This is a genomic window from Embleya sp. L77 (genome assembly GCF_055557415.1).
Genome location: NZ_CM145709.1, coordinates 3,106,961 through 3,130,463, shown reverse-complemented (window position 1 = coordinate 3,130,463; position 23,503 = coordinate 3,106,961). Strand labels below are relative to the sequence as shown.

General features: G+C 71.1%; 22 protein-coding genes and 2 tRNA genes. 15 read left to right on the top strand and 9 right to left on the bottom strand.

Annotation, left to right across the window (positions count from 1 at the left end):
* Window positions 1-225: 225 nt before the first annotated feature.
* Both fbaA and ACZOOI_RS13190 read left to right on the top strand, forming a co-directional pair.
* Complete coding sequence (gene fbaA / locus ACZOOI_RS13195) at window positions 226-1,248, top strand: class II fructose-bisphosphate aldolase (protein WP_396011489.1); 1,023 nt, start codon at window positions 226-228, stop codon at window positions 1,246-1,248.
* A 121-nt stretch (window positions 1,249-1,369) separates the two neighbouring features.
* Window positions 1,370-1,786: a DUF3151 domain-containing protein gene (locus ACZOOI_RS13190; protein WP_026219278.1), complete on the top strand. Its 417-nt coding sequence runs from the start codon at window positions 1,370-1,372 to the stop codon at window positions 1,784-1,786.
* 109 nt (window positions 1,787-1,895) lie between these two features.
* On the opposite strand, the gene ACZOOI_RS13185 is transcribed toward ACZOOI_RS13190, so the two are convergent.
* Entirely contained in the window at window positions 1,896-2,882 is a 987-nt protein-coding gene (locus ACZOOI_RS13185; protein ID WP_465280828.1) for a diacylglycerol kinase family protein, read from the bottom strand.
* A 124-nt stretch (window positions 2,883-3,006) separates the two neighbouring features.
* Between ACZOOI_RS13185 and ACZOOI_RS13180 the strand changes: the two genes are divergently transcribed.
* From ACZOOI_RS13180 to ACZOOI_RS13150, 7 genes are all read left to right on the top strand, one after another.
* A complete protein-coding gene (locus ACZOOI_RS13180; protein ID WP_391589191.1) occupies window positions 3,007-4,299 on the top strand; it encodes an adenylosuccinate synthase in 1,293 nt (430 codons plus the stop codon).
* Between the two features lie 139 nt (window positions 4,300-4,438).
* Window positions 4,439-5,791 (top strand): aminotransferase class III-fold pyridoxal phosphate-dependent enzyme, encoded by a 1,353-nt coding sequence (locus ACZOOI_RS13175; protein ID WP_465280827.1) that lies wholly within the window; start codon window positions 4,439-4,441, stop codon window positions 5,789-5,791.
* 286 nt (window positions 5,792-6,077) lie between these two features.
* The gene (locus ACZOOI_RS13170; RefSeq protein ID WP_465280826.1) at window positions 6,078-6,800 is read left to right on the top strand and encodes a GntR family transcriptional regulator; all 723 of its coding nucleotides are present in this window, start codon (window positions 6,078-6,080) and stop codon (window positions 6,798-6,800) included.
* Window positions 6,801-6,874: 74 nt separating this feature from the next.
* Entirely contained in the window at window positions 6,875-7,477 is a 603-nt protein-coding gene (locus tag ACZOOI_RS13165) for a hypothetical protein (protein ID WP_391589188.1), read from the top strand.
* A gap of 37 nt (window positions 7,478-7,514) precedes the next feature.
* Window positions 7,515-8,795 (top strand): phosphoribosylamine--glycine ligase, encoded by a 1,281-nt coding sequence (gene purD / locus ACZOOI_RS13160; RefSeq protein ID WP_465280825.1) that lies wholly within the window; start codon window positions 7,515-7,517, stop codon window positions 8,793-8,795.
* 192 nt (window positions 8,796-8,987) lie between these two features.
* The gene (locus tag ACZOOI_RS13155; RefSeq protein WP_465280824.1) at window positions 8,988-10,364 is read left to right on the top strand and encodes a M48 family metalloprotease; all 1,377 of its coding nucleotides are present in this window, start codon (window positions 8,988-8,990) and stop codon (window positions 10,362-10,364) included.
* 135 nt (window positions 10,365-10,499) lie between these two features.
* Window positions 10,500-11,402 (top strand): phosphoribosylaminoimidazolesuccinocarboxamide synthase, encoded by a 903-nt coding sequence (locus tag ACZOOI_RS13150; protein ID WP_465280823.1) that lies wholly within the window; start codon window positions 10,500-10,502, stop codon window positions 11,400-11,402.
* A gap of 171 nt (window positions 11,403-11,573) precedes the next feature.
* On the opposite strand, the gene ACZOOI_RS13145 is transcribed toward ACZOOI_RS13150, so the two are convergent.
* The 3 genes from ACZOOI_RS13145 to ACZOOI_RS13135 all read right to left on the bottom strand — a co-directional run bounded on the left by ACZOOI_RS13145 (window position 11,574) and on the right by ACZOOI_RS13135 (window position 12,351).
* Window positions 11,574-11,649 (bottom strand) — tRNA-Gly (locus ACZOOI_RS13145).
* Window positions 11,650-11,741: 92 nt separating this feature from the next.
* Window positions 11,742-11,813, bottom strand: a tRNA-Gly gene (locus ACZOOI_RS13140).
* A gap of 211 nt (window positions 11,814-12,024) precedes the next feature.
* Entirely contained in the window at window positions 12,025-12,351 is a 327-nt protein-coding gene (locus tag ACZOOI_RS13135) for a histone-like nucleoid-structuring protein Lsr2 (protein ID WP_465280822.1), read from the bottom strand.
* Window positions 12,352-12,848: 497 nt separating this feature from the next.
* Between ACZOOI_RS13135 and purS the strand changes: the two genes are divergently transcribed.
* From purS to purL, 3 genes are read left to right on the top strand one after another with little or no spacing between them, the layout of a single operon-like run.
* Complete coding sequence (gene purS / locus ACZOOI_RS13130) at window positions 12,849-13,106, top strand: phosphoribosylformylglycinamidine synthase subunit PurS (RefSeq protein ID WP_391589184.1); 258 nt, start codon at window positions 12,849-12,851, stop codon at window positions 13,104-13,106.
* A complete protein-coding gene (gene purQ / locus ACZOOI_RS13125; RefSeq protein WP_391589183.1) occupies window positions 13,103-13,780 on the top strand; it encodes a phosphoribosylformylglycinamidine synthase subunit PurQ in 678 nt (225 codons plus the stop codon). Before purS ends, purQ begins: the two co-directional genes overlap by 4 nt.
* On the top strand, window positions 13,780-16,044 hold the full coding sequence (purL, locus tag ACZOOI_RS13120; protein ID WP_465280821.1) for a phosphoribosylformylglycinamidine synthase subunit PurL: 2,265 nt from the start codon (window positions 13,780-13,782) through the stop codon (window positions 16,042-16,044). Before purQ ends, purL begins: the two co-directional genes overlap by 1 nt.
* Before the next feature lie 42 nt (window positions 16,045-16,086).
* On the opposite strand, the gene ACZOOI_RS13115 is transcribed toward purL, so the two are convergent.
* The 3 genes from ACZOOI_RS13115 to ACZOOI_RS13105 all read right to left on the bottom strand — a co-directional run bounded on the left by ACZOOI_RS13115 (window position 16,087) and on the right by ACZOOI_RS13105 (window position 18,010).
* Complete coding sequence (locus ACZOOI_RS13115; protein ID WP_465280820.1) at window positions 16,087-16,698, bottom strand: hypothetical protein; 612 nt, start codon at window positions 16,696-16,698, stop codon at window positions 16,087-16,089.
* Window positions 16,699-16,763: 65 nt separating this feature from the next.
* A complete protein-coding gene (locus tag ACZOOI_RS13110) occupies window positions 16,764-17,675 on the bottom strand; it encodes a hypothetical protein (RefSeq protein ID WP_465280819.1) in 912 nt (303 codons plus the stop codon).
* On the bottom strand, window positions 17,660-18,010 hold the full coding sequence (locus ACZOOI_RS13105) for a hypothetical protein (RefSeq protein ID WP_465280818.1): 351 nt from the start codon (window positions 18,008-18,010) through the stop codon (window positions 17,660-17,662). The genes ACZOOI_RS13110 and ACZOOI_RS13105 overlap by 16 nt, the downstream gene beginning before the upstream one ends.
* 105 nt (window positions 18,011-18,115) lie before the next feature.
* On the opposite strand from ACZOOI_RS13105, the gene ACZOOI_RS13100 reads away from it, so the two are divergent.
* The 3 genes from ACZOOI_RS13100 (at window position 18,116) to purM (ending at window position 21,684) form a co-directional block, all read left to right on the top strand.
* A complete protein-coding gene (locus ACZOOI_RS13100) occupies window positions 18,116-18,904 on the top strand; it encodes a maleylpyruvate isomerase family mycothiol-dependent enzyme (protein WP_465280817.1) in 789 nt (262 codons plus the stop codon).
* A gap of 37 nt (window positions 18,905-18,941) precedes the next feature.
* Window positions 18,942-20,498, top strand: a complete 1,557-nt coding sequence (purF, locus tag ACZOOI_RS13095; RefSeq protein WP_465280816.1) for an amidophosphoribosyltransferase — start codon at window positions 18,942-18,944, stop codon at window positions 20,496-20,498.
* Between the two features lie 112 nt (window positions 20,499-20,610).
* Window positions 20,611-21,684, top strand: coding sequence for a phosphoribosylformylglycinamidine cyclo-ligase (gene purM, locus ACZOOI_RS13090; protein ID WP_465280815.1), 1,074 nt, complete (start codon window positions 20,611-20,613; stop codon window positions 21,682-21,684).
* Window positions 21,685-21,879: 195 nt separating this feature from the next.
* Here purM and ACZOOI_RS13085 read toward each other — a convergent pair whose 3' ends face one another.
* On the bottom strand, window positions 21,880-22,131 hold the full coding sequence (locus tag ACZOOI_RS13085) for a DUF3073 domain-containing protein (protein WP_020555620.1): 252 nt from the start codon (window positions 22,129-22,131) through the stop codon (window positions 21,880-21,882).
* Window positions 22,132-22,370: 239 nt separating this feature from the next.
* Window positions 22,371-23,471, bottom strand: a complete 1,101-nt coding sequence (locus tag ACZOOI_RS13080) for a Leu/Phe/Val dehydrogenase (RefSeq protein ID WP_465281179.1) — start codon at window positions 23,469-23,471, stop codon at window positions 22,371-22,373.
* Window positions 23,472-23,503: the final 32 nt, after the last annotated feature.

Sequence of the window (23,503 nt, the reverse complement as noted above, 5' to 3'; positions counted from 1 at the left end):
CGCGCAGGCCGGTGCCGCTCCCCGCGGGTATCCCCAGAGCCCGGTGCGGCCCCGCCGCATCGACCTGACGCTCCGTCAGTTATCGCATTCGCTCCCCCGAACGGGGAGGACGGGATGCGGTGTCGTCGGGAGCGGTCTGCCAGGATGGGCGGCAAGCGGGGATACGGCCGTCCGTGTCCGAAAACCCTCATATCACCGCTTGGCTGAGCAACGAGGAGCAGACGCATGCCCATCGCAACTCCCGAGGTCTACGCCGAGATGCTGGACCGGGCGAAGGCCGGTCGATTCGCCTACCCGGCGATCAACGTGACCTCGTCCCAGACCCTGAACGCCGCGCTGCGCGGCTTCGCCGAGGCGGAGAGCGACGGCATCGTCCAGGTGTCCACGGGCGGCGCGGAGTTCCTGTCCGGCACCACCGTCAAGGACATGGTCGTGGGCTCGGTCGCGTTCGCCGAGTACGCGAAGGTGGTCGCCGAGAAGTACTCGGTGAACATCGCCCTGCACACCGACCACTGTCCCAAGGACAAGCTCGACGGGTTCATGCGCCCGCTGATCGACATCTCGGCCGAGCGCGTGGCCAAGGGCCAGGACCCGCTGTTCCAGTCGCACATGTGGGACGGCTCGGCCGTGCCGCTCGACGAGAACCTCGAGATCGCCCGTGAGCTGATCGCCAAGTGCGCCGCCGCGCGGATCATCATGGAGCTGGAGATCGGCGTCGTCGGCGGCGAGGAGGACGGCGTCGACAACGAGATCAACGACAAGCTCTACACGACCCCGGCCGACGCGCTGGAGACGGTCGAGGCGATCGGCCTGGGCGAGAAGGGCCGCTACATGCTGGCCGCGACGTTCGGCAACGTGCACGGCGTGTACAAGCCGGGCAACGTCAAGCTGCGTCCGAGCATCCTCAAGGACATCCAGGACGCGGTCGCCGCCAAGTACGGCCGGGAGAAGCCGTTCGACCTGGTCTTCCACGGCGGCTCGGGCTCGCTCCTGGAAGAGATCCGCGAGGCGCTCGACTACGGCGTGGTCAAGATGAACGTCGACACCGACACCCAGTACGCCTTCACCCGCCCGGTCGTGGACCACATGCTGCGCAACTACGACGGCGTGCTCAAGGTGGACGGCGAGGTCGGCAACAAGAAGCTGTACGACCCGCGTTCGTACGGCAAGGCGGCGGAGACCGGGATGGCCGACCGCGTGGTCGTGGCCTGCCAGGACCTGCGCTCCGCGGGCACCCGGCTCAAGTAGCGGGCACCCGGCTCGAGTAACAGGCGCCGGGCTGCACCCAACCCGTCGAAGCCCGCGACCACCAGGTCGCGGGCTTCGCGTCGTGACGGGCGATCGGCCGTGATGGGCAATCATGGGGACCATGACCATCGATCAGAACCTTTTCGGCGGACCCGACCCCACCTATCTGCCCGAGGAAGCCGAGCCGCTGGCGCTGCTCGTGGACGGAGTGCCACCGGCCGAGGTGGCCGCGAAGTTCCCGACCTTCTCGCTCGCGTGGGCCGACCTGGCCGACGACGCGTTCGCCAAGGGCAACGTGATCGAGTCCTACGCCTACGCCCGGGTCGGCTACCACCGCGGCCTGGACGCCCTGCGCCGCTCCGGCTGGCGCGGCCACGGCCCGGTGCCGTGGGAGCACGAGCCGAACCGCGGCTTCCTGCGCTCGCTGCACGCGCTGGCGCGGGCGGCGGGAGCGATCGGCGAGGAGGAGGAGTACTCGCGCTGCACGATCTTCCTGCGGGACAGCAGCCCGGCCGGCGCCGACGCGCTCGAAGGCTGAGTCGGACCCGGCCTTCGGCCGAGGTGGCCTCGAACGCCGGCCGGGCCGAAAATTCGGCCCGGCCGACGCTTCGGCCGCGGTCCCGGCAGCCGGCGGCTGCGCCGTGGGGCTACGCCGGTACGAACAGCCGCCAGCCGGTCGGGCGTACCGTCCAGGTGCGCAGACGGACCGGTCCGGTCGCCATGCCGTCCGCCGCGTAGGTGAAGTCGCGACCGCACACGGTGATCTCGTGTGCGCGCAACTGCACGAGTGCGTCGCGGGCCTGGGCGGCGCCGAACCGGGCGGCTCCCGGATGCCCGGTGATCATCACACTCGCCGTACCGACGCCGTCCGCGAGGTCCGCGTCCTGGAGGGCGTGTGCGCCATTGGCACCGTTCGTCCTGTTCATCTCGTTCATTCCACCGGTGCCGTCGGACCCGTTCGACGTGACTTCCGTCATCTTCGACCCCGGTGTCACCGAGCCGTCGCAGCCCAGGTGCACGGACAACACCGGCCGATCGATGTCGGCAACGACACACCCGTCCGCCTCGATCCGCAGCCGGTGACCCGAGGGCCCCACCGCCGCGCCGACGGTGCTCGACACGGTGCGCACGGCGTGGTCGACCAGCATGCGCCAGCCGCGCCCGAGCGTCGGCCGCGCCGGCGCCGAACGGGTCGAGCGCACGCCGTGACCGATCCGGACCGAGCGCAGCGCGAGCCCGCCCAGATCGTCCGACATCAGGTCGAAGGAACGTTCGTTCTCGCCCAGGGCCACGCGTGCGGCCTGGGCGGGCTCGGCCGGCAGGCCCAGTGCCTCGGCCAGTCCGTGGCCGCGTCCGGTGTCCACCGGGACGATGCCCAGGGGCGTGTCGCCGAGCTCGCCCGCGCGATCCAGTAACCGCGCCACGGCGTGCACTCCGGCATCTCCGCCGATCACCACGACACGCCGACGGCCCCGCCGCGCGAGCGCGCGTTGCAGGTCGGCGGTGTCCGTGGGAATGACGATCTTGCTGGGGGCGCAGGCCCGCAGAACATCGAGCGCGACCCGGACGGATTCGCCGTCCGCCGAGCGAGCCGCAGGGTCCGTGATCACGAGCAGCGAGCGCTCGGCCGACACCGGTCGTCCTTCCTCAGGTAACCTCTCCCCGCAAGAGCCCCTTGCCGCGCACCGCGTCAAGGGGCTTGGACCGTCCGGGGCTCCCGTTGTCAAACATGCCCCGCCTGGAAGGGGTGTACGCCTCATGCCCGCACTCGTACTCGTCGGCGCCCAATGGGGAGACGAGGGCAAGGGGAAGGCTACCGACCTGCTCGGCGGATCCGTCGACTACGTGGTCCGGTACCAGGGCGGCAACAATGCCGGCCATACCGTTGTCATCGGCGATCAGAAGTACGCCCTCCACCTGTTGCCCTCCGGCATCCTCACGCCCGAGTGCACGCCCGTCATCGGCAACGGTGTCGTGGTCGACCCGGGGGTGCTGCTCCACGAGATCAGCACCCTGGTCGAACGCGGCATCGACACCTCCAAGTTGCTCATCTCGGGCAATGCGCACCTGATCACGCCGTACCACCGCACCCTCGACAAGGTGACGGAACGGTTCCTCGGCAAGCGCAGGATCGGCACCACCGGGCGCGGCATCGGCCCGGCCTACGCCGACAAGATCAACCGGGTCGGGATCCGCGTCCAGGACCTGTTCGACGTCGGCATCCTGACCCAGAAGGTCGAGAGCGCGCTGTCGGACAAGAACCAGATGCTGGTCAAGATGTACAACCGCCGCGAGCTGCGGGTCGAGGAGGTGGTCGAGGAATACCTCGGCTACGCCGAGCAGCTCAAGCCGTACGTCGCCGACACCACGCTGGTCCTGAACCGGGCCCTGGACCAGGGCAAGGTCGTCCTGCTCGAAGGCGGCCAGGGCACGTTGCTGGACGTGGACCACGGCACCTATCCGTTCGTCACGTCCTCCAACCCGACCGCGGGCGGCGCGTGTGCCGGATCGGGCATCGGTCCGACCAAGATCACCGGCGTGATCGGCATCCTCAAGGCGTACACCACGCGCGTGGGTGCCGGACCGTTCCCGACCGAACTCTTCGACGAGGACGGCGAGGCGCTGCGCCGGATCGGCCACGAGCGCGGGGTGACCACCGGTCGCGACCGGCGCTGCGGCTGGTTCGATGCGGTCATCGCGCGCTACGCGACCCGGGTCAACGGGCTCACCGACTTCTTCCTGACCAAGCTGGACGTGCTGACCGGCTGGGAAGAGATCCCGGTCTGCGTGGCGTACGACATCGACGGCGTGCGGCACGACGAACTGCCGATGTCGCAGACCGACTTCCACCACGCGAAGCCGATCTACGAGAAGCTCCCCGGTTGGACCGAGGACATCACCGGGGCGCAGAGCTTCGACGATCTGCCGAAGAACGCGCAGGCGTACGTCCGCGCCCTGGAGGAGATGTCCGGCGCGCCGATCTCGGCGATCGGCGTCGGCCCCGGCCGCACGCAGACCATCGAGATCAACAGCCTGCTCCGCGGCAAGTAGCGGGCAGGCAGCGGGCAGGCGGCGGCCCGCGGGGCCGAAGACGCGATGCGGGGCCCGGCCGACACACTGTCGGCCGGGCCGCGTGATCGTTGACAACCTGACGGGTGGAGCGGCGTTTGTCCGGCCGTAGGGTGGCCGCATGAGCACTCTGGACCCGGCGGCCGGGAAGGCCGTCTACGACGCCGACCGCGCCCACGTCTTCCACTCCTGGTCCGCACAGGGGCTCATCAGCCCGCTGGCGGTCGCGGGTGCCGAAGGTTCCTACTTCTGGGACTACGACGGCAACCGATACCTCGACTTCGCGTCCCAGCTGGTCAACACCAACATCGGCCACCAGCACCCCAAGGTCGTCGCGGCGATCAAGGCGCAGGCCGACAAGCTGTGCATGATCCAGCCGGCCTTCGCCAACGACGCCCGCAGCGAGGCCGCGCGGCTGATCACCGAGCTCGCGCCCGGCGACCTCAACCGGGTCTTCTTCACCAACGGCGGCGCCGAGGCGAACGAGAACGCGATCCGGATGGCGCGCCTGCACACCGGCCGGCACAAGGTGCTCTCCACCTACCGCTCGTACCACGGCGCCACCGCCAACGCGATCGCGCTGACCGGCGACCCGCGCCGCTGGCCGAACGAGACCGGCGTGTCCGGCATCGTGCACTTCTGGGGTCCCTACGCCTACCGCTCCGCCTTCCACGCGGAGGGCGAGGCGCAGGAGTGCGAGCGCGCGCTGGCGCACCTGGAGAACACCATCGTGTTCGAGGGTGCCCAGACGATCGCCGCGATCGTGCTGGAGACCGTGGTCGGCACCGCCGGCATCCTGGTGCCGCCGGCCGGCTACCTCGCCGGGGTCCGGGCGCTGTGCGACAAGTACGGGATCATCTTCATCGCCGACGAGGTGATGGCCGGCTTCGGCCGCACCGGTGCGTGGTTCGCGGTGGACAACTGGGGCATCACCCCGGACCTGATCACCTTCGCGAAGGGCGTCAACTCCGGATACGTCCCGCTCGGCGGCGTGATCATCTCCGACCGCATCTTCGAGACCTTCCGCGAGCGCCCCTTCCCCGGCGGCCTGACCTACTCCGGTCACCCGCTCGCATGCGCCGCCGCCGTCGCGACGATCACCGCGATGCGCGAGGAGAAGATCGTCGAGAACGCCAAGTGGCTCGGCGAGAGCGTGATCGGCCCCGAACTGCGCGCGATGGCCGAGCGGCACCCGAGCGTCGGCGAGGTCCGCGGCCTCGGCGTGTTCTGGGCGATCGAGCTGGTCAGGAACAAGGAGACCCGCGAGCCGCTGGTCGCCTACAACGCCGCCGGTCCGGCCGCGCAGCCGATGAACGAGTTCACCGCGGCGTGCAAGGCCCGCGGCCTGTGGCCGTTCGTCAACATGAACCGCACCCACGTGGTGCCGCCGTGCACGAGCACCGAGGGCGAGGTCAAGGAGGGCCTGGCCATCCTGGACGAGGCGCTGACCGTCGCGGACGCCTTCTGCGCGTGAGCACCCGCTGACCCCTCCTGCGGATCCGCCCGACCCGTTCGGGCGGTCCCGATCGGGCTTCGCAACGAGCCGTACCCGCACCCCGACCGGTGCGGGTACGGCTCTTTCCGCTTCCGCGGGCCGGTCGTTCGCGGATCCGGCGGTCGAACTCCCGACGTCGCGGGCGAAATCGGATGGGCACGTTGTTCCCCAAATCGGATATCCGTTCATATGATCGACGCGATCGACTTGATCGGACGGATGCCCGTCGGCGCGACGGCGCCGACGGCCGGCGGGAAGAGACCGCGTGCAGTCGGCACAGGGCAGTGTTTTAGACGGCGGCCTGCTTTTCGGCTCGGCCGATCCCATCGGCGCAGGCGCCCCGTTGCGGCGGACCAGCCTGCGCCAGGAGATCGCCGAGGTGCTCAGTGACGACCTGGTGACCGGGCGGCTCGCCGCCGGTACCTCGCTCACCGTCAACGAGACCGCGCAACGCTTCGGCGTCTCGGCAACTCCGGTACGGGAGGCGCTGATCCAACTGGCCGCGCAGGGCCTGCTGCTCGGCGGCCACCACCGCGGCTTCCAGGTGTGCACCTTCACCTGGACCGACTTCGCCGAGATCGTCGAGTCCCGTCGACTGCTCGGCGTCCCGCTGATCGGCCGGGTCGCGCGCACCGCGCCGGAGGAGGCGATGCCCGCGCTGCGTGCGCTCGGCGATCGGCTCGACGCCGCGCGATGGAACGGCGACGTGTCCGAGGTGGCCCTGCTCGATCGCCGCTTCTTCGCCGAACTCGGGCGCTGGAGCGGCAATCGCCGACTGGCGGACGTGCTCGCCGTACTCCGGGTCCAGGCCTGGATGTACATCGTTCCCTACCTGCGCGACGCCCCGCCGACCGCGTCGGGCTGGGGCCGCTACCGCGAACTCGCCGACAAGGTCGCGCGACGCGACGCGGAGGCGGCGATGGCCCTGATGCGCGACTACACCTCGGTCGGCCGCCGGCTCGCCCGCGAACTCGCGGACGCGCGCTGACGATCGCCCCGCGCCAGGACGGTACGGTGGCGCCCTGACCCGCCACCCGCACCGACAAGACCGGGAGCTGCACCGTGGATTGCGACGTCTGGCTCGTTCCGCTGGTGGACGCGCTGTGTCACAACCCGGAGAATCCGTTCCGCGACGAATTGGCCGCCTACGACGCCGCGCTCGTCGGCAACGGCCTGCCGGCCGTGCCGGTGCGCACGTGGCAGCCGGGCACCGCCGAGGTGCGGTTGGCCGGCGCGTTCGACCACGAATCGCTGCACTACCTGCGCCGCGCCTATCTGCTGCACCGCACGGGGTTCCCGGTCACCCCGGTGGAGCGGCTGGGCGAGGACTACGACCGCCTCCTGGAGACCTTCGAGGCCGCCGCCCAGTTCTCCCACCTGGTCTGGCACTACGACCACGCGGGCGCCTACCTGCCGATCGACTTCCCGCAGCCGTTGATGGACGACCCGCTGCCCGAGGACGGCGGGCCGCTGGGCTCCAGCCTGGGCATGCTGCGCGAGCTGGAGGACCTCGCCCCCTACATCGGGGTGGACCTGCTCGACCCGCCCCGGCCCACGCCCACCTACGACGGAGCGCCGTTCGCCCGCGAGCGCTTCGTGTGGGCGACCCTGTACGCCGCGGCGCAGGAGAGCGTGACCCTGGGCGCGATGGTGGTCTTCGCCTGAGTTCGGTGCTCGTGCCGCACCCCACTAGGCTGCCGGTGTGAAGGTCCTCGTGATTGGCAGCGGTGCCCGTGAGCACGCGCTGTGCCGCTCGCTCTCCCTCGACTCCGCGGTCTCCGCCGTCTACTGCGCGCCCGGCAACGCCGGCATCGCCCAGGTGGCCGAGCTGCGCCAGGTCGACGCCCTCAACGCCGGGGACGTGGCCGACCTCGCGCAACGGCTCGGCGTCGACCTCGTCGTCGTCGGCCCCGAGGCGCCGCTGGTCGCCGGTGTCGCGGACGCCGTGCGCGCTCGTGGCATCGACTGCTTCGGCCCGTCCGGCACCGCCGCCCGGCTGGAAGGCTCCAAGGCGTTCGCCAAGGAGGTGATGGCCGCAGCCGGCGTGCCCACCGCGCGCAGCTACGTGTGCACCACCCCCGAGGAGGCCGACCACGCGCTGGACGCGTTCGGGCCGCCCTACGTGGTCAAGGACGACGGCCTCGCCGCCGGCAAGGGTGTCGTGGTCACCGACGACATCGAGGCCGCCCGCGCGCACGCCGCCTCCTGCGACCGCGTGGTGATCGAGGAGTTCCTGGACGGCCCCGAGGTCTCGCTGTTCGTGCTGTGCGACGGCAACGACGTGGTGGCCCTGCAGCCCGCCCAGGACTTCAAGCGGGTCGGCGACGAGGACGCCGGCCCCAACACCGGCGGCATGGGCGCCTACACCCCGCTCCCGTGGGCCCCCGAGGGCCTGACCGAGGACCTGGTGCGCACCGTCGCCCAGCCCACCGTGGACGAGATGCGCCGCCGCGGCACCCCGTTCTCCGGTGTGCTGTTCATCGGCCTGGCGCTGACCTCGCGCGGCCCGCGCGTGATCGAGTACAACTGCCGCTTCGGCGACCCGGAGACCCAGGTCGTGCTGGCGAGCCTGGCCACCCCGCTGGCCGGCGTGCTGCACGCGTCCGCCACCGGCCGGCTGGGCGAGCTGGAGCCGCTGCGCTGGCACGAGGGCGCGGCGGTGACGGTCGTGATCGCCGCGGAGAACTACCCGGCCACCCCGCGCACCGGCGACCCGATCAAGGGCCTGGCCGAGGTGGTCAAGCTCCCGCACACCTACGTCCTGCACGGCGGCACCCGCCGCGGCGAGGCCGGCGACGTGTTGTCCTCCGGCGGCCGGGTGCTCTCGGTGATCGGCACCGGGGCGACCCTGGAGCAGGCACGCGAACGTGCGTACGAGGGCGTCGCGCTGATCGGCCTGCCCGGCTCGCACCACCGCACCGACATCGCGGCCAAGGCGGTCCGGGGCGAGATCAGCGTCGCCGGCGGGGTCGCGAACAGCTGAATTAGGCTGTTTGCAGCAGTCACCTGTCGGCTCGAACACACGCAGCCGTCCGGCCCCGGATCTCACTCGCAGGGATGGTGTTCGGCCCGAAGGGGCTGAACACCCGAACTCGTCGCATTATCGTGCGAGCACCGCGGGTCGTGACCGACGACCCGGACGAGTGATCCCCGGATCCAGGATCGGATGAGGGCGATGCGTGTGGGCGAGTCGGCCGAACCACTGGCGTTGGCCGAGGCGCGCGCGCGGGCGCGCGCGGTGCTGTGGGTGCGCAACGGCGCCGTCCTCGCCGCGCTCACGGCCGCCGGCCTGCTGCTGTACGGCGCCTCGCGCACTTTCGGCGCGAGTGCGCCGGGATCGCTGCTCGCCGCCCTGGCGGTGGCCCTGGTGGCCGTGCTCGCCTGGGTCGCGCTCGACCTCGCGCTGGTACGCAGGACCGGCGTCCCGGCGATCACGCTGAGCCCGCGGGACGCCCCCGAGCTGCACACGATGGTGCGCGAACTGGCCGAGGAGCTGCACGTTCCGATGCCGGACGGCGTCCGGCTGTGCCCCGAATGCGACAGCTGGCTGGAGCCCGACCCCCGACGGGCCCGGCGCACGGTGCTGGTGATCGGCGCACCGTTTTTGTGGTGGCTGCGGGAGGGCGAGCTGCGCGCCCTGCTCGCCCCGGTGGTGGCGGGCACCGAGGCGTCGGCCGAACCGGCCGTCGCGGGTGCGCGGCGCTGGGTGCGCAGGCTGGACGCCGTCGCCGACGTGCGCCGCTCACTGGGTCCGCTCCCGCTGCGCCCGGCCCGCCGCGTCTCCCGCGCGTTCGCCCGCCAACTGCTGGGCCTGTGCCAGGGCCACGCCGAGCTGATGGAACGCGAGATCGCGGTCGGCGCGGCGGCGCTGGCCATCCCGCTGGAGCCGGAGCTGCGGGCCGCCGCGCACGAACAGGTCGGTCTGGCCTACGCGGGCTGGGACCGGCTGCTGACCCGCCTCGCGGCCCCCGCCTGGACGATCGGGCGGCGGCCGGACGCGCTGATGGCGGGTGTGGTGTCGGCACTGACCGAGCTGTCCCGGCGGGACAAGCTCGCGAACGCGTTCGGTGCGCGGCTGGCCGAGCGGCCCGCCAGCGACCTGCTCACCGACCCGGATGCCATGGACGGCGAGATCTCCCGCCTGGCGGCGGGCATCTTCGCGGACAATCCGACCCCGGACCCGGTCCGCTGGGCGGACTACCCGCAGGCGGTCATCGAGCCGGTCTGGCGGGCCCGGGCAGCGGCCTTCGCGGCCCCGGTCGACGACGCCCTGGCGGGGCTGCGCCGGGACCCGGACGAGGGCCGGCGCAGGGCCGCCGACCACCTGTTCGCCGTGGTCGCGTGCGCGGCCCTGGACACCGGCCGGATGCGCCCGGCGGTGGACTGGCTGGACGGCCCGGTCCTGGTCGACGGAGCCGGCCGAGCCGTCGACCTGGCGACCCTGATCACCCGCGCCGTCGACGAGGGCAACGACGCCCCGCTGCGCATGTGGCTGGCCCGCATCGGCATCCCCACCCGAGAACCGGTCCACCCGGGCGGCTCCGCGGCGTAGGCCGCAGCGACATCCGTGCCCCGGCCCGGCGGTGGGCCGGCGATTCCGGCCCCGACGGGGGGTCGTGAAAGACTCGCCTCGCCTCGCCCCGGCGCAGATGCGGCGAGCCCACGACCCGAGAAAGTGCTGGTTTCAGTGAGCGGATTCGTCACCAAGCCCGAGCCGGTCGAGGTTCCCGGCCTGACCCACATCCACACCGGCAAAGTGCGTGATCTGTACACCGACACCGAGGGCAACCTCGTGATGGTGGCGAGCAACCGGATGTCGGCCTTCGACTGGGTCCTGGACCCGGAGATCCCGGAGAAGGGCCGGATCCTCACCAGCATGTCGCTGTGGTGGTTCGAACTGCTCGCGGACCTGTATCCCAACCACGTGATCTCCACCGACGTCCCGGCCGGTGCCCCCGCCGACTGGGCCGGCCGTGCGCTGGTGTGCCGGCGCCTGGACATGGTGCCGGTCGAGTGCGTCGCGCGCGGCTACCTGACCGGGTCCGGCCTGGTGGAATACCGCGACTCGCGCACGGTGTGCGGGATCACGCTGCCCGAGGGCCTGACCGACGGCTCCGAACTGCCCGCGCCGATCTTCACCCCGGCCACCAAGGCCGAGGTCGGCGAGCACGACGAGAACGTGTCGTACGACTACATCGTCGAGCACCACGGCGCCGAGCTGGCCACCACGCTGCGCCAGGCCACGCTGGCCGTCTACGGCCGGGCCCGGGACATCGCCCGCGAGCGCGGGATCATCCTGGCCGACACCAAGTTCGAGTTCGGCTTCGACCCGGAGGGCCGGCTCGTGCTGGCCGACGAGGTGCTCACGCCCGACTCGTCGCGCTTTTGGCCCGCCGACGAATGGGAGCCCGGGCACGCCCAGCCGTCCTTCGACAAGCAGTACGTGCGCGACTGGCTGGCCTCGCCCGAGTCCGGCTGGGACCGCGCGGCGGACACCCCGCCGCCGGCCCTGCCCGATGAGGTCGTCCGGCGTACGCACGAGAAGTACGTCGAGGCGTACGAGCGGCTGACCGGCCGCCGCTGGGCCTGAGCACCGCACCCGATCACCGCCGGGCTCCCTGCCGGGGCCCGGCGGTGTCGTGTTTTCCGGCACACCCGCGGTGCCCCACGCCGGCCGTCTACGGCCGGGCCCGGGACCTGCCGCACCTGCCCTATGCGCACAGCAAGAAGGCCGGATCACCTGGGTGATCCGGCCTTCTCATGGAGCGGACGACGAGATTCGAACTCGCGACCCTCACCTTGGCAAGGTGATGCTCTACCAACTGAGCCACGTCCGCACGACCCGGGGTTTCGGCCCCGCGTTGTGTCCCCAACCCTACCCGATCCGCGGAGGTGGTTGCCACCAACCTCGGTTCGAGGGGCCGAGCAGAGCAGGCGACAGGAATCGAACACTGCGTCTCCCCCTTGGAAAGGGGGCGCTCTACCACTGAGCTACGCCTGCGTGTGTTCCCCGGTTTCCCGGGTGCAAGAGAACTCTATAGGACCCCCGGGGGTGCCAAGTACGCTCCGGAGTCGGATCGCTACAGATGTCCGGCTTTGCCGGAAAAGTTCTTCTGCGGGGTTCCGGCCCCCGTCCTGCCGACTGACGCAGGACGGGGGCCGGAAGGCCGGGCCGGACGTGGATCGCGCCGGATGCCGGGAGGGTGGTGCCGTCAGTTGGCGATGTTGGCGGCCTCGAATTCCGCGTACACGCGGGCCGGGATGCGCCCGCGGGCGGGCACGTCCATGCCGCGTGCCCGGGCCCAGGCCCGCACCGCCGCCGGGTCGGAGGTGACGGTGGTCTGACGGAACGGCTTTCCCGTGCGCGCGGTTCGCCGCGCGACCGCGAGATAAGGAGCCAGGGCATCCCGCATCTGCTGAACGTGCTCTTCCGAAAGGTCGATTTCATACGACTTGCCGTCGAGGCCGAAACGGATGGTTTCCGTGGCCTCGCTTCCGTCGATGTCGTCGTGCAGGCTGACGACTACACGTTGGGCCATGGCGGTGTCCTCTCGGGTGATAGCACCGAGGCGAAAAACAAAACTACATTGCCGATTCTAAGCGCTAAACGCGAACCGTTGCGGTGTGGTCCGCTGTTCTTCGGTTCGGTAGGCGCTAATTTACCGGTCGGCGATTCGTTTTCACGATACGCGAGATATTCCTCTCGCCGCGCGTGGGTGGGCGTGTCCGTCCGTCGGTCGAGCAGGGATCCACAGGCTGTGGACAACATTCGGCCGCATCCGCGGTCGCGTGGGGCGAGGTAGGGCGCATTGCCCGTTTCGAGGCGATTTATTGACATCGAGACCCGCCGAACCTGCCTGTGGACAACCCCAAAGCTGTGGATAACTTGGCGTCGGGGCGGTCCCCCGGAGGCGGCCGGTACCCTGATACCGCCGATCCATCGGGTCCCGGCGTCGACCGACCCGATCCAGCAGCAGGGTCCGAACCCCCGTATCCCGGATACGGACCGGCCCGAACCATCACAGTGGGAGTGCCTGTGGCACGCGTCGTCGTCGACGTCATGCTCAAGCCGGAAATCCTCGATCCCCAGGGACAGGCCGTGCAGCGCGCGCTGCCGCGTCTGGGATTCGACGGAATCACCGACGTCCGCCAAGGCAAGCGTTTCGAACTGGAGCTGGAGGGACCGGTCGACGAGGCCGCCCTCGCCCGCATCCGCGAAGCCGCCGAGTCGTTCCTCGCCAACACCGTGATCGAGGACTTCGTGGTCCGCGTCGAGGCGGAGGAGGGGAAGTGACGATCCGCGTCGGCGTCGTCACCTTCCCCGGCTCGCTCGACGACCGCGACGCCCGGCGCGCGGTCCGTATCGCCGGTGCCGAGCCGGTCGCGCTGTGGCACAAGGACAAGAACCTCCAGCAGGTCGACGCGGTCGTGCTGCCCGGTGGATTCTCGTACGGCGACTACCTGCGTTGCGGCGCGATCTCGCGCTTCTCGCCGGTCATGGAATCGGTGATCGAGCAGGCCCAGGCCGGCCTTCCGGTATTGGGCATCTGCAACGGTTTCCAAATTCTTTGCGAATCCCACCTGCTGCCGGGCGCGCTCACCCGCAACGACCACCTGCACTTCATCTGCCGTGACCAAAAGTTGCGCATCGAGAACGTGTCCAGCGCATGGACGTCGGACTTCGCGCAGGGGCAGGAGATCACCGTTCCGCTCAAGAACGGTGAAGGCGGTTTCGTCGCCGACGAGCGCACCTTGGACATGTTGGAGGCCGAGGGCCGCGTGATCGCGCGATACCTCGACGTCAACCCGAACGGATCGCGTCGCGACATCGCCGGCATCAGCAACGCCGCCGGAAACGTGGTCGGTCTGATGCCGCACCCCGAGCACGCGGTCGAGCCGCTGACCGGTCCGACGACCGAGGGCCTCCCGTTCTTCACCTCGATCCTGAAGCGCCTGGTGAACGCCTGATGAGCCTGGACACCGTCAAGAACGCGCTCGACCACCCCGAGGTCGAGCAGCCCTTCGCCGAACTCGGCCTCAAGCCGGACGAGTACGCGCGCATCCGGGAGATCCTCGGCCGCCGGCCGACGTCGTCCGAACTGGCGATGTACTCGGTGATGTGGTCCGAGCACTGCTCGTACAAGTCGAGCAAGGTGCACCTGCGCCAGTTCGGCGACAAGATGCCCGAGAACGACGCGATGCTCGTGGGCATCGGCGAGAACGCCGGCGTCGTCGACGTCGGCCAGGGCTACGCGGTGACCTTCAAGGTCGAGTCGCACAACCACCCCTCCTACGTGGAGCCCTACCAGGGCGCCGCGACCGGCATCGGTGGCATCGTGCGCGACATTCTGGCGATGGGCGCCCGCCCGGTCGCGGTGATGGACCCGCTGCGGTTCGGTGCGGCCGAGCACCCCGACACCCGGCGCGTGTTGCCCGGCGTGGTCGCGGGCATTGGCGGCTACGGCAACTGCCTGGGCCTGCCCAACATCGGCGGCGAGATCGTCTTCGACCCCTGTTACCAGGGCAACCCGCTGGTCAACGCCCTGTGCGTGGGCGTGATGAAGCACGAGGACATCCACCTCGCGCAGGCGTCCGGCGCGGGCAACCTGGTGATCCTGTACGGCGCCCGCACCGGCGGCGACGGAATCGGCGGCGTCTCGGTCCTGGCCTCGGAGACCTTCACCGAAAACGACGGTGGTGGGTCCGGCCCGGCCAAGCGCCCGGCCGTCCAGGTCGGCGACCCGTTCCAGGAGAAGCTGCTGATCGAGTGCACCCTGGAGCTGTTCCGCGAGCACTTGGTCGCGGGCATCCAGGACCTCGGCGGCGCGGGCCTGTCCTGCGCCACCTCCGAGCTGGCCTCGGCCGGTTCCGGCGGCATGCGGGTCGAGCTGGACACCGTTCCGCTGCGCGACCACACGCTCTCGCCCGAAGAGATCCTGATGAGCGAGTCGCAGGAGCGCATGTGCGCGGTCGTGGAGCCGGCCCACGTGGCCCGCTTCATGGAGATCTGCGACAAGTGGGACGTGATCGCCACCGTCGTCGGCGAGGTCACCGAGGGCGACCGGCTGGAGATCTACTGGCACGGCGAGCAGATCGTCGACGTGCCGCCGCGCACGGTCGCGCACGAGGGCCCCGTCTACGAGCGCCCGTACGCCCGCCCGCAGTGGCAGGACACGCTCCAGGCGGACGCCGCCGAGCGGCTGCCGCGCCCGGGCACGGCCGAGGAGCTCAAGGCCACCCTGCTGAAGGTCGTCGCGTCGCCGAACCTGGCGGACAAGTCGTGGGTCACCGCGCAGTACGACCGGTACGTGCTCGGCAACACCGTGCTGGCCCAGCCGGAGGACTCCGGCATGGTCCGGATCGACGAGGAGACCGGCCTGGGCGTCGCGCTCGCCACCGACGGCAACGGCCGCTTCTGCAAGCTGGACCCGTACGCCGGCGCACAGCTCGCGCTGGCCGAGGCCTACCGCAACGTGGCCACCACCGGTGCCAAGCCGCTGGCCGTCACCGACTGCCTGAACTTCGGCTCGCCCGAGGACCCGGCGGTGATGTGGCAGTTCGCCGAGACCACGCGTGGTCTCGCGGACGCGTGTCAGATCCTGGGCACGCCGGTGACCGGCGGCAACGTGTCGTTCTACAACCAGACCGGCGAGACGGCGATCCACCCGACGCCGGTGGTCGGCGTGCTGGGCGTGATCGACGACGTCGAGCGGCGCACGCCGATCGGCTTCGCCGAGGAGGGGCAGATCATCCTGCTCCTGGGCGACACGCACGAGGAGCTCTCCGGCTCGGCCTGGGCGCAGGTGGCCCACGACCACCTCGGCGGCCTGCCGCCGAGGGTCGACCTGGAGCGCGAGCGGCTGCTCGCCGAGATCCTGATCGCGGGTTCGCGGGACGGCATGATCGACGCCGCGCACGACCTCGCCGACGGCGGCCTGGCCCAGGCGCTGGTCGAGGCGTGCCTGGCCGGTGGCCACGGCGCCCGGGTCGTGCTGGCCGAGAACCTCGACCCGACGGTCGCGTTGTTCAGCGAGTCGGCGGGCCGGGCGATCGTCGCGGTGCCGCGGAGCGAGGAACTGCGCTTCAGCGACATGTGCAAGGTGCGCGGTCTGCCCTGCGCCCGGATCGGCGTGGTCGACGGCGACACGCTCGACTTCCAGGGCCACTTCGCGGTGGCGCTGAGCGAGGTGCGTACCGCCCACGAGGGGACCCTCGAGGGTCTGTTCGGCTGATCGGCGACATCCTGTGCCCGTGCGGGGTGCCTCGTGCACCCCTCACGGGCACTTCTGCTCCTCGGCGTTCAGGTTCCGATCGAAGCTCACTCGCATCGGCGCCCCCTGCGACGGGGTGTACTCCAGCGTGCGGTTGTCGAGGAATCGCACGCTCGTGATCGTCGCCCTGCGGCTCTCGCACTGGCTCAGGACGCTCGTGCTCCGGCTCAGCCCGGCACTCAGACGGATGTCCAGGTCGTAGCTCGGTTCGATCGTGTACGAGGCCGATTCGTCCACCCGCACCGCTCGGATCCGGCCGTCCGGCGATACCGCCACGACCTCTCCGGCCGGGCGGTCGTCCCGGGTGAGCACGGCGACCACGGTGCCGAGGGCCATCACCAGCCCGGCCACGAACGCGAGGCCGAGTGCCGCCACGCGGACCAGGAGGCCGCGGAATGTGAGCGCGACCTCGATCCCGATCAGGCAGAACCCGAACGCGGCCGGAACCACTCCGCCGATCAGGATCCCTCGGTCGAACACGTCCAGGTTCCACGGGTTGGCCGCCGCGATCCGCCACGTGGGCAACGCCACGAGGGCAGGTCCCAGCAGCAGCGTCCTGCGCACGATCACCGCGACGGGGACCGGGCGCCGTGCGGCGGCGGGGCCCGTGCCCACTCGCGTGCCGGACCTCGTCCCGAGGCGCATCGCCCCACCCCCGCCCCGCGGTGCTTCCGCGGCCACTACGTCCCCAACCGGTACGGCCGGAACGTTCCGTGGCCGGGCCAGTACGGGTAGGGCACGGTGGCGTGGTGCGCGCCCTTCGAGGCGCTCTCCTCGTACGCGAAGTAGCTCGTGTGCGCCGCGTCCGCCCAGCCCGCGAAGATCAGCGTGTGTCCGGCCGCCCCCGGGGCGGTGTTCAGCAGGATGTCGCCGGGCCGCAGGTCGTCCCGGCCGATCGGGTGGGACACCTGCGGCAGGGTCACCGTGGTCAGCCCCGGCGGCGGCAGTCCCCACGCCATCGAGACCAGCCCCGAACAGTCCGTGCGGTAGCCGTCGTGCAGTCCGCTCATGCTGTAGCCCAGCCGCAGGTCGGCCCACCGCTTCGCCCGGGACACGATCTCGTCCCCGTCCGGGGTCGCCGCGGCGACCGGTGGCTCGGGTGCGGCCGATGCGACCGGCGCCACGGGTGTGACCGATGCGACCGGTGTGACCCGGGCGATGCCCGCGCCGCGACCGATCGGCCGGACCGTGACCGGTCCGTCGTACGCCTCGGGCAGCGCGAACGGCGGCTCGGCGACGCGGACCGAGGCAGCGGCCGGGGGCGGCGCAACGGTGGCCGGCGCGGCCAGGTCGAGCAGACGGGTCGCCGCGACCGCGTCCACCTCCGCGTACGCCCGCGCGTTCTCGACCAACCGGTCGGCCAGATCCACCCCGGTGCGCTCGGCCCGGTCCAGCGTCTCCACCGCCTCGCGCAGCCGGGCGCGCACCGCCTCGAAGGTCTGCGGAGCCAGCGGCCGACTCGTCGCCACATCGACGGCCGCGACGCGCTCGCGCAGCGCCCACACCTCGCCGGCGACCGCGCGCAGCCGGCCCGCGAGCGCCACCAGCGCACCCGGCGTCGCGCTGAACCCGCCGGTCACCGCGGTGCCCACCGCTCGTCCAACCAGGCCGCGCTGCCGTCGGCCGGAAACTGCTCGTGCGGGCCGGCCCCGGCCGCCTCCCGGGCGGCCCGCTCGTTGGCCGCGATCCGGGCGAGCGCGGCCCGCATCGCCGCCGCGTGCGCCCGCAGCGCCTCGACCACCGCGAGCACGGCCGGTTCCGTCGCCGCGCACTCCCGCCGCCACGTCTGCGCGCGCACCGCGAAGGCGTCCGCCGCGCCGCCCTGCCAATCGGTCGCGATGATCGGCCCGGGCCGCACCCGCTCGCTCGCCGCCGCCAACTCGGCCGCGATGGTGTCGACCCGGCCGGGATCCCCGTAATTGCTCATGTGCCCAGCGTCACGATTCGGCGGACGGCTCGGGCGGCCCGGAGCCGAATCTGTGCAGAAACGAATCGGCTACCCGCGGTCGGTCGCGCGCTCTAATCTGCACCCATGACGAGCCGCCCCGCCGCCCCCCGCCCTCGCAAGGTCGATCCGGTCAAGGTTCGTGCCGCCCTGATCGCGCAGTGGCGCGCGATCGTGGACGTCACGGCCCGGCTGACCCCGGCCCAACTGGCCGCTCCCTCCGGCCTGACCGGCTGGTCCACCGCCAACCTGGTCGGGCACCTGGCCGCGAGCATCCAGGCGGTACCGCGTTGGCTCGCCGAGCCCGCCCCGACCGGCCCGGTGATCACCGTCGAACAGTGGGCGAACGGCACCTCCGCGTACGCCGCCGTGGTCTCCTCCATCGCCGACGAGATGGCCGAGGCCGGCCACACCCCCGCCGACTACGCGGACGCCGCGATCGCCGCCCTCGACGGCGTCCCGGACACCCGGGTCACCGTCACCCGGATCGGCCCGATGCGGGTCGCCGACATGCTCGTGACCCGCCTGGTCGAGGGCGTCGTGCACGCGGACGACCTCGAACGCGCCACCGGCGAACCGTTCCCGCACGACCGGCAGGCGCTGGGCACCGTGGTCCGGGCGCTGGCCGACGCGCTGGCGACCCGGGTGCCCGGGCACTCGGTCGAGGTCCGCGTCCCGCCGTTCGCCGTAGTGCAGTGCGTCACAGGCCCCCGGCACACTCGGGGCGTTCCGCCCAACGTGGTCGAGACCGACCCAAGGACCTGGATCCGCCTCGCCACCGGCCGCCTGACCTGGGCGGACGCGGTCGAGGACGGCCGGGTGCTGGCCAGTGGCGAACGTAGCGACTTGTCCGGATACCTGCCACTGATGGGGTGAACCGCGACGGATCCGGCGCTGTCGTAGACTCGATCACGTGCCACGTGGCGATGGACGACTCAACCACGATCTCTTCCCCGGCGAGAAGGGCCCGCAGGATGCCTGCGGCGTCTTCGGCGTTTGGGCCCCCGGCGAAGAGGTCGCAAAACTCACCTACTTCGGTCTCTACGCATTGCAGCACCGCGGAACGGAATCCGCCGGCATAGCTGTGAGCAACGGATCCCAGATCCTGGTCTTCAAGGACATGGGCCTGGTCTCCCAGGTCTTCGACGAAACCACCCTGGGCTCACTTCGCGGGCACATGGCCGTCGGCCATGCCCGCTACTCGACCACCGGTTCGTCGGTCTGGGAGAACGCCCAGCCGACCTTCCGGGCCACCGCGACCGGCAGCATCGCGCTCGGCCACAACGGAAACCTCACCAACACGGGTGAGCTGTCCCGTCTGGTCGCCGAGCAGGGCCCCGATCGCGGCGAACTGAACTATCCCTACCAGGGCCGGATCGAGGCCAGCAGCGACACCGATCTGCTGACCACGCTCCTGGCCGGCAGCCCGGACCTGTCCCTGGAACAGACCGCGATGCAGGTGTTGCCCGAGGTCAAGGGCGCCTTCTCGCTGGTCTTCATGGACGAGACCACGCTCTACGCCGCGCGCGATCCCCAGGGCATCCGGCCCCTCGTGCTCGGTCGGCTGGAACGCGGCTGGGTGGTCGCGAGCGAGACCGCCGCCCTGGACATCGTCGGTGCCTCGTTCATTCGCGAGATCGAGCCGGGCGAGCTGATCGCGGTCGACGAGCACGGCCTGCGCACCCGACGCTTCGCCGAGGCCAAGCCCAAGGGCTGCGTCTTCGAATACGTCTACCTGGCCCGCCCGGACACCACGATCGCCGGCCGCGGCGTCTACGCGTCCCGGGTCGAGATGGGCCGCCGGCTGGCCCAGGAGTTCCCGGTCGACGCCGACCTGGTCATGCCGACCCCGGAGTCGGGCACCCCGGCCGCGATCGGCTACGCCGAGCAGTCCGGCATTCCGTACGGAAACGGCCTGGTCAAGAACTCCTATGTGGGTCGGACCTTCATCCAGCCCAGCCAGACCATCCGGCAATTGGGCATCCGGCTCAAGCTCAATCCGCTGCGCGAGGTCATCCAGGGCAAGCGACTGGTCGTCGTCGACGACTCGATCGTGCGCGGCAACACCCAGCGTGCGCTGGTGCGCATGTTGCGCGAGGCCGGCGCGGCCGAGGTGCACGTGCGGATCTCCTCGCCGCCGGTGAAGTGGCCGTGCTTCTTCGGCATCGACTTCGCCACCCGGGCCGAGCTGATCGCCAACGGTCTCTCGGTCGACGAGATCGCCAAGTCCCTCGGGGCCGACTCGCTCGCCTACATCTCGATCGACGCGATGGTCGAGGCGACCACCATCCCCAAGGACCGGCTGTGCCGGGCCTGCTTCGACGGGGAATACCCGATCGAACTGCCCGACCCCGAGCGGCTGGGCAAGCACCTCCTCGAAGGCATCGAGCAGACCGTCCGCACCGACGTGGACGGCGTGCAGGCCCTCCTCGGCGGCGGCGGGGCCGAGGACGCGCTCCGCCGTCCCTGATCAGCCGAGTCCCCGAGTTCTCTTCTTCGGATCGCCGCGTCGTGTCCCCCACCCGGGGGCGCGGCGGGGCGTCCGAGGAGATCCACCGACCCGACCCGAAAGGGCCGCCGCCGTGAGCGACCAGTCCACCCCCACCCCCAGCACCGCGACCTACGCCGCGGCCGGCGTCGACATCGAGGCCGGTGACCGCGCCGTCGAACTCATGAAGCAATGGGTCGGCAAGGCCACCCGGCCCGAGGTCGTCGGCGGCCTGGGCGGCTTCGCGGGCCTGTTCGACGTGTCCGCGTTCAAGCGGTACGAGCGCCCCCTGCTGGCCACCGCGACGGACGGGGTGGGAACCAAGGTCGCCATCGCGCAGGCGATGGACAAGCACGACACGATCGGCCACGACCTGGTCGGCATGGTTGTCGACGACCTGGTCGTGTGCGGCGCCGAGCCGCTGTTCATGACCGACTACATCGCCACCGGCAAGGTCGTCCCCGAGCGCATCGCGGCGATCGTCAAGGGCATCGCCGAGGGCTGCGTACTGGCCGGCTGCGCGCTGGTCGGCGGCGAGACGGCCGAGCACCCCGGCCTGCTCGACCCGAACGAGTACGACGTCGCGGGCGCCGGCACCGGGGTCGTGGAGGCCGACGGCCTGCTCGGCGCGGAGCGGGTGCGCGCGGGCGACGTGGTGATCGCGATGGCCGCCTCCGGTCTGCACTCGAACGGCTACTCGCTGGCCCGACACGTGTTCTTCACGCTCGCCGGCTGGAGCCTGGACCGGGACGTCCCGGAGCTGGGCCGCACACTCGGCGAGGAACTGCTCGAACCGACCCGGATCTACTCGCTGGACTGCCTCGACCTGGCCCGGCGCACCGACGTGCACGCCTACTCGCACGTCACCGGCGGCGGCCTGGAGGCCAACCTCGCACGCGTGCTCCCGGCCCACCTGGACGCCCGCCTGGACCGCTCGACCTGGACGCCGGCCCCGGTCTTCGGCCTGGTCGGCGCGCTCGGCCAGGTGGCCCGCGCCGAGTTGGAGAAGACGCTGAACATGGGCGTGGGCATGGTCGCGGTGGTCGCCGCGGACGCGGCCGACGCGGCGCTGGCGGTGCTCGCCGAGCGCGGCGTGCCGGCCTGGATCCTCGGCGACATCGTCACCGGCTCCGGCCGGGCCGTACTCAACGGCGATCACCGGGCATGACGAAAGCACCCGCGGCGGTGGCCGTCGTCCCGGATCGGGACGGCGGTGCCCCCGTGGGCGCGTTCGCGAACACGCCAAACGGCCCGGGGTCGAGTAGTCGTCCTACTCGGTCCCGGACCGGGCGGTGTCACAGCGCACGGGCGCCCCGGCTGAAGAGGGCGTTCGTTCCCGTGCTCGAGAACGAGGAACGCAGGGTCAACGATGGCGCGATCGGCCGTCGTCTTCCTCGTCCTCGTCATCGTTGTAACGAGCCGAATACCCCGCGTAGGGGTCGTCGAACTCGTCTTCACTCGTGTCGTCGTCAACCTCAGGCTTGCCGATCGGCAAGTCGGTTGGCGACGACGCGCCCAGCTCTTCAGCCAGACGGCTCAGATCCGTACCGCCGCTGTTGTACTTCAGCTGGCGGGCGACCTTTGTCTGCTTGGCCTTGGCCCGGCCGCGCCCCATGGCTCGACCCCCTCAACGACGGGGCTCACGGCCCCGGGTCTTGACACGCGTTCATAGTCAGGGTCGGCTCGATGGCACTTGAGAACCGGCCCGTAGGGGATTAACGGTACCTGCTTCCGCTGCCGGGCGGTACGTCGCATGGGTGACAGCGGGGCTCGGACCCCGACCGGGCTGTGCTGTTCCGGCTGGTCAGGGGCCTGATCTGGGGTCCTTTGCCGAGTCTGACGATACCGTGTCGGTCAGCTTTGGAGGTAGATGTCACGCAGGCGGCCCACATCCGCCATGCGCCGCTCGGCCAATCGGTCCGCCGCGACGGCCGGTGGCACCCCCTCCTCGTCGGCCAGTGCGAAGATCTTCGCGGTCGTCGCGCGGATGCCCGTGGCCTTGCGCTTGGCCCGTTCGAAGTCGAATCCGTGCCGCTCGTCGGCGACCTGGATCACCCCGCCGGAGTTGACCACGTAGTCCGGCGCGTAGAGCACACCGCGCTCGGCGAGCGCCTTCTCGATGCCGGGATGGGCCAGCTGGTTGTTGGCCGCGCCGCAGACCACGGCCGCGGTCAGCACCGGGACGGTGTCGTCGTTCAGCGCGCCGCCCAGCGCGCACGGCGCGTACACGTCCAGGTCCGAGAGCCGGATCAGGGCGTCGGTGTCGGCTGCGAAGTCCACCTCGGGATGCAGGTGGCGCACGTGCGCCACCGCCCGCTCGTCGACGTCGGTGATCACCACCGAGGCGCCGTCCTCGACCAGATGGCCGACCAGGTGCCGGCCGACCTTGCCGACGCCCGCCACGCCCACCCGGCGTCCGCGCAGCGTCGGGGTGCCCCAGCGGTGCTCGGCGGACGCCAGCATGCCCTGGAAGACCCCGTACGCGGTCAGCACGGACGAGTCGCCCGCACCGCCGTTCTCGGGAGAGCGGCCGGTGACGTAGTCGCACTCCTTGGCGACCACGTCCATGTCGTCGACGTAGGTGCCCACGTCGCAGGCGGTGATGTAGCGACCGCCCAGCGACTGGACGAACCGCCCGTAGGCGCGCAGCAGCACCTCGGACTTGTCCCGGTCGGGGTCGCCGATGATCACGGCCTTGCCGCCGCCGTGGTCGAGTCCGGCCAAGGCGTTCTTGTAGGCCATGCCGCGGGAGAGGTTGAGGACGTCCGCGACGGCCGCTTCCTCGGTCTCGTAGGGGTGGAACCTGGTGCCGCCGAGGGCGGGTCCCAGGGCACTGGAGTAGATCGCGATGATCGCGCGCAGGCCGCTCGCGCGGTCCTGGCAGAAGACGACCTGTTCGTGGCCGGTCGACCTGCCGAACACCAGGCCCGACGTCGTGCCGTCGGGGCCATCCATCCTGTCGGTCACTGTGGTGACTCCATGGGATC